Source organism: Candidatus Paceibacterota bacterium (genome assembly GCA_041661265.1).
Lineage (GTDB): Bacteria > Patescibacteriota > Minisyncoccia > JAHIHE01 > JAGLIN01 > JBAZUT01.
Window position 1 is genome coordinate 91678 of the sequence record JBAZUT010000006.1, and the last position, 6541, is coordinate 98218.

General features: G+C 47.2%; 5 protein-coding genes and 1 tRNA gene. All 6 read left to right on the plus strand.

Annotated elements, in window-relative coordinates:
- The first annotated feature begins 126 nt into the window (after window positions 1-126).
- The 6 genes from WC788_05640 (at window position 127) to WC788_05665 (ending at window position 5743) form a co-directional block, all read left to right on the plus strand.
- Entirely contained in the window at window positions 127-1857 is a 1731-nt protein-coding gene (locus WC788_05640) for a pilin (GenBank protein MFA6097083.1), read from the plus strand.
- 53 nt (window positions 1858-1910) lie between these two features.
- The gene (locus WC788_05645) at window positions 1911-2483 is read left to right on the plus strand and encodes a hypothetical protein (GenBank protein MFA6097084.1); all 573 of its coding nucleotides are present in this window, start codon (window positions 1911-1913) and stop codon (window positions 2481-2483) included.
- A 16-nt stretch (window positions 2484-2499) separates the two neighbouring features.
- Window positions 2500-3105: a hypothetical protein gene (locus tag WC788_05650; protein MFA6097085.1), complete on the plus strand. Its 606-nt coding sequence runs from the start codon at window positions 2500-2502 to the stop codon at window positions 3103-3105.
- 9 nt (window positions 3106-3114) lie between these two features.
- The gene (locus tag WC788_05655; protein ID MFA6097086.1) at window positions 3115-5100 is read left to right on the plus strand and encodes a hypothetical protein; all 1986 of its coding nucleotides are present in this window, start codon (window positions 3115-3117) and stop codon (window positions 5098-5100) included.
- 174 nt (window positions 5101-5274) lie between these two features.
- On the plus strand, window positions 5275-5559 hold the full coding sequence (locus WC788_05660) for a hypothetical protein (protein ID MFA6097087.1): 285 nt from the start codon (window positions 5275-5277) through the stop codon (window positions 5557-5559).
- 110 nt (window positions 5560-5669) lie between these two features.
- A tRNA-Ile gene (locus WC788_05665) sits at window positions 5670-5743 on the plus strand.
- Window positions 5744-6541 lie beyond the last annotated feature (798 nt).

Here is a 6541-nt window from a genome sequence, read left to right on the forward strand (position 1 = left end):
TATATGCTCATGCCGAAGGCCATGCGGAACAGGATCAAACTGTCAATCTCTTTTTATTATTTTCGAAATGTATTATAATAATATTATACGAGACAGAGACAAATATATAACAAAATAGACAAAAATATGAAAATAAAAAATGTTTTATTCGTAGCGATATCCGTAATATTTTCACTTTATTTATTCTCGCAAAATGTTCCGGCATCGCAAGCCGCCACCTGCAGGACTTCTTGCAATGACGTTGCCTGGTGGGATGCTGCCGGCATACTGAACTGCGGAGGAAATTCCGGATGTTTTTATAGCGATGCAAGTCATGCCGACCCGGGACCTTCGGATGACGGCGCCTGCTCGATCGCCGGAACAGGCCTCAGGCTCTGCAACCCTATTACCATTTATAATGCCTCGTGCAATGACGCCAACATGAAATGCAAGGAAAGCAATTGTGGCGGCCTCGTCGGAGCTAATGGCGCAAATTGCGTCGTTACAATGGGAAAATCTCAGCAAGTTCCGATTTTCATATGCCTTGCTTCAAGCACAAAAAACGGGAAATGGGACTTGAGCCAGGGAAAGTGTATAGAATGCTCAGGCAAAAAAGAATCGACAGTTTGCGCTGATGGATCGTCCATAAAGCTCAGCAATGTAACAGGAAACTGCAATGCCAGCGATAATTCATTCGATACCGCATGCGATGCGGGAGTTGCTTCAGTTTGTGACGATAAAATTGAAGGCGCCGCCTGCAATCCTCCAGTCGGGGGAACCTGCGATGCCAACGGACAGTGCGTTGCGCCAATATGCGATAATGACGGCGTAAAAGAGGCTACGGAAGCTTGCGACGGGGGCGATCTCGCCGGTGAAACATGTATCACGCAGGGCTTTCCCGGAGGAGGAGTTCTGGCTTGCACGGGAACCTGTACTTTTGACACCAGCGGATGCAGCGCTTGTCTGCTCGCCCCACTGGATGGCATTTGTCCGCCCGGATGTACAATAGCAACTGATGGCGACTGCGGAGAATGGAATTGCTCTTCAGGTGACACAATTGACTGCAATACATTTGCCTCTGGAGGAACCTGCTCAAGCTTTGATGGAGATCCTTGCGGAGGACCCAATGTCTGGAATTGTTCCGGTAATTGCGACGATCCGACATATGACAACACCTTTGCAAGCTGTACAACCGTCACTGATAGTCCGCAGCTGTCTTGCGGATGCACGTGCGGACCAGCCGCAGTTTGCGGACCTGCCGACGGCAGTTGTCCCGGCGGATGTACTAACCCGCCCGATCCAGATTGCCCAGGCTGCGTTCCTTCCGGTCCGGAAAATTGCGCCACTCCGGGAGATGAAGATTGCGCGAATGGCGCAGATTGCGCTGACCCTTCTTGTCCCAATGGAACAAGTTGTGGAGGATCAAACTTTTGTAACGGCGGATCCTGCGTCGAATGTGTTATTAATAGCGATTGTTCATCCGGCGAAGTCTGCAATGCCGGAACATGCATTCCCTGCACAGAAGACGGTGCTCCGTCTGCCAGCGCAAGCCTATGCTGCGCAGGCCTGAACTGGGTTGGAGGCATCTGCACTTCCGCTTGTGATCCAAAAACCGGCTTCTATTGCAATCCGCTCAGAGGAACAGTTTCAGACGTAGTTCAGGGCGGACAAAAATTGATCGGCTATGTCCTGGGACTGATCGGATCGATCGCACTCCTTTTCATCGTAATTGCAGGAATGATGTATATGACCTCTGCCGGCAACGAGGAAAGGATCGCATCATCAAAAAAGATGCTGACAGGCGCCATCATAGGCGTCGCCATTGCCCTTCTTGCCTATGGATTCCTGCAGGTCATTCTGAAGATTCTCAACATGTAAAGGGTTTATGACGGAGCTCCATTGAATACTGAATAATTCATAGTATAATAATAATGATGAATATATCAAAGAAAAACATATTTGTTTTATGCATTGTTTTAATGCTTTCATTGGCATATTCATTTTTTGATGCCACAAACACCCATGCGGCCTTTGGCCCTCCTCCGACCTGCGCAGGAGGGGACGGATGTGTGGCTATTGCAGTATGCGGAGGACCACCACCATTTGGCCTTGATCCCGATTGCGACCCTTCAACCTGCAGCATCGCCGGCTCCGGAGGGCTTATTCCCTGCGGAAAAAGCTGCGACGATCCCGACACGGCATGGATCGAGACCAAGACATGCAATCTCTGCTCACTGTTCCTGATGGGACAGCTTCTTATTGAATTCATGGTGAAAATGTCCGGCGCGGCGGCAGTCATTGCGATCGCCATCGGAGGTTTCCTATATGTATTTGCCGCAGGAAATTCATCTTCGATCGAAAAAGCCAAGTCGATGATAAAATATACGCTGCTGGGATTCGTCATCGTTTTCATCGCCTGGGCCATTGTTGACAGTATACTCACAACGGCAGGATATATCGATCCTGTGGGCGGAAAGTGGTACTCCATCGAATGCTCTACGTAATATCTAGTATCCGCATATGGACGCAAAAAATCTCAGGAAAATAGCAATTATTGCAATGCTGGTTTTTGTGTTGATCGGTTTCACTTTTTTCAGAAAGGAAAAACCGAAAGACAGCACGCCCCCGGATGTTCCTGTGATCGAAGATCCCGTTGTTGTGAAACCGGATCTCGAAAAGATCGAGAAAGAAAACCTCCAAAAGCAGGCGGAGCAATTTTCGTGGATCTATTATTCCTTTTCCTGGGGAAAATTCTCAAACATAGAATCGCTCTATGGCGAAATGACCGATCCGCTCAGGGAAAAAGAACGGTCAAAAGTTGAATCGCTGAAAAACGGGATCAAAAACCAGCCTGTCCAATATCAGACGCAGAGAAGCGCCGCACTCAGCTCCGAGATCGTTTCATATGACAAAGAAAAGGCGACTGTGGATGTTAAACTTGAAACGTCATATTATGCCGGGGCGCTGGTGCAAAGAGACACGATGGTCTGGGTGGACACTTCCGGAAAAGAATTCAAAGGAAATGAGTTTGACCTTATATATTTCAAAGAACAAAAAACGATCGAACTTGTATTATCGAAAATAGACGGCAAGTGGAAGATCGACCGGGTCAGCGTTAAACAATAAGCCGACAACATGAAAAAGAAAATATTATTGCTAGCCGCAATTCCTTTGTTTTTTTTGGCCTCCTATATATATTCGCATCCTGATCTTGCCTGCGCTTTTTCGACAAGAAGCGCCTGTCAGCCGCCACTGAACAGGTTTTCCACCGGATCAACGTCATTCCAGATCAAATTCCCTCCCGGAGGCGGAACAACTTGCGACAACATTGCGAGCTGCCCGAAAATAAGCCTCCCGGTCAAAGGCACTGTGTATTCGATCAAAGTGGACATGGCTCTCACGGATCCCGCTCTTGAGATCGGCACACCATATATCTGGGTGCCTATGAGCGGAAGCAATGAAATTGCACAGATAGATACGAAAACTGCCACCGAGGTACAAAGATACGCTGTCGGGACAAATCCATCCAGGACATTCGTCATCCCGGGAGGAGACACCTGGGTCGCGAACAGGGATAGCAACGATGTCACAAAACTGTCCCCGCTGACCGGAAATGGTCCGGATGCTACTGCGAACGGAACCTGCGGAGATGGAAGTTGCGGCACGGATGAAACTTTATATTCATGCAAAACCGATTGCACCGGCCTCAAATGCGGACCTCTGGGAACAATCGACTGCCGGCTTTATCAGGTCGTGGGAAGTTATGCAACCGGCGGCGGCCCGAGAGGCGTGACAGGAGATACGAATGGCGATGTGTGGGTTGGCAATTATACGGATGGCAATATTGTTAAATTAAAACCAACTAACCCGCCAAAAACTTTATATGCCATTGATCAGACTGTCAACGTTGGCGGTAATCCTTACGGCCTCATCGCCGATCCGTTCGGATATGTCTGGGTCTCGAACAGGGGCACCAGCAGTGTTCAGGCAGTCAATATAAATACAGGACTTATAACGCAATCCACAGCGATTCCCGGTCCATATGGCATTGGCATGAACAATGATGGGGACATTTTGGTCGCGAGCTGCTGCGGTACTCCTGACCGAGCCTACATCATCAATGGATATGGAAGCGGATCCCCGGGAACAATTAAAGCAAGCCCGGCTCTTGCAGGAGGAGTTTCCACAAGAGGCCGCGGAATAGCCGCAGATCTGAATGGAGCTATTTGGGTCGGAAGCGATAATGGTCCCGGACTTGGAACGATCTATTCTTTCAAATCTGACGGAAGCGGCCCATATTGTTCGTTCTATAACGCAGGACATGACACAGTGGGAGTTGCTATCGACTTCGATAACAATGTCTGGGCGGTGCCCTATGACGGCAATGTGTTGAAATTAACTCATGGCGGCAGTTCGCCTTGCACAGTAACCCCGGCAGCACCAAGCTTATTTCTAGGCCCTGGGCCTTATCCGCCCAATCTGCTCTACAACTATTCCGACATGACCGGTCTTCGGACCGTGCCAAAATCGATCAGTTTAGCAGGTTTCAAGGTCCCGCTTTCCGATACCGGAACTTTCGACATCTGCACCGATGGAACAGGGACCTGCACGGACCCGGGGCCATGCGCGCCCGTGTCGGCCATACTCTCAACTTGCATTCCGAACTACATGAACACATGCGACATATCTCTGAAGATCTTCTCCATGCAATCCGGAGAATATACATTGAGCAACCTTCAGGTCATCTATGGATCCGAGGATCCCGTCACCACGGGAGGACTCGTTTCCTGCGGAAGAAAATGGGATGATCCGAAAACTCCGATCAGAGAAGATGCCCCCTGCGACCTTTGCCACATCATCTATCTTGCCAATCTTGTGATGAACTATCTGATGTCATTCGTCGGCATAATTTCAGTTTTAGCTCTGATCATTGTGGGATATCTTTTCATAACCTCGGCCGGCGATCCGCAAAAAAGGAAGGATGCAAAGAACAGGCTGAAATGGGTCCTCGTGGGATTCGTCATTGTGTTCCTTGCCTGGCTTATCGTGGATTTCTTGTTCGCAGTCTGGGGCTATCTCGATCCGATGGGAGGCAAATGGTTCGTTGTTTGCGACAAGTGATACACAGGAACGATGGTTTGTGAAATTTTAATTCAGTTTTAAAATTGAATCATTTGATCATTCAATTAAAATTCAAAATTTGAAATTAAAAATTATTTCGCTTTATCGCTGAAAAGGCAACTTCAAATAGGGAACGTGACAACAGATCAGCTCAACAATCAATTTATTCAATATATGCAGAACAAGAATCCTTTCACCGCTTCGCTCCTGAACTTCTTTTTCTGGGGCATGGGCTATATATATTGCGGAAAAAAACATGTCTTCGGATATCTTGTTTTTATCGCTTTCCTTTTCGTCCACCTGCCTATCATGTATGGCCGGAACTGGACGGAATTCCCCGATGTTTTCACTTCCATCGGGCATATTATCCTTTCCATCGCTTTCGCTTTTGATGTGATAAAACCGGCAAAAGTGAAGGAGCAGAACGAAAACAAGATGGGAATAAATTTCCAATCTTGACCAAATAGTATTTCTTGAGTAGAATATTATTGTTTTGTGTTTGCCTCAAAAATAACTAAAACCGACACCTTTCTGTTTTAAGTTATTAGTTATCAGTTTTTTGTTGTCTTGGGCCATTAGCTCAGCTGGTTAGAGCGCGATCCTTATAAGGTCGATGTCCCTGGTTCGAGTCCAGGATGGCCCACTCTTTCTCCGCCCACTGGCGGATTCGCAGTGCGCAGCACTCATGCAAACAGGTTGCGAAAGAGTGCCCTTCGAAGCTTTATGCGAAAAAGGACTGTGCGCAGCACTCACGTGCTTGTCATTCTGGAGCCGGCAGGCGATAGAATCCCACACTTTGACTCGTCGATACACATTGATAACTCCTGCATCCGCAGGTTTTTTTAATGATCCAAAAAGTCTCCTCTTGAGAGGAGATTAAGAGGTGTGTTGTTATAGATACGCTTAATACTATAGAATCATATTCCTGCACCTTGCAGGTTTTTTGTTTTACCACAGAGAAAAACACAAATTACATTGGACAAATCGCAAACAAAACACAATATCCAGAACATAAAATTACAGACGGATGTATTCAAATCCACCTAGCCTCTCCTCCTTCGGCGGACAGGCTTTGATAAAGGAGGGACGAGTTATGGGTATTAAAGCGAAATATAAGTTCTCCCTTTAAAAAAGGGAGCTAGAGGGATTTTGATTACACGGTGAATTAAAATTAATCTGGACTTAAACAAAAGCGCATTATTCTTCGAGCGATCCCGAGTACTCGGGAGAGTCGAGAAGTTCTTTCGAAGCGGTTCTCGATTCGGACTTCTGTCCTCACTCGAACTATAACTTGAGTGATGAAGCAATGTAACAATTGTCATATAAAGGAGATAGGGATAATAGTGTATACTTAAGGGCAGGAAGAAGAGACTAAGGTGTCAATGGCCTTGAGCCACTCGCAATACGATCGTCTCTTCTTGTCCTTAAGCATACCGGTTTA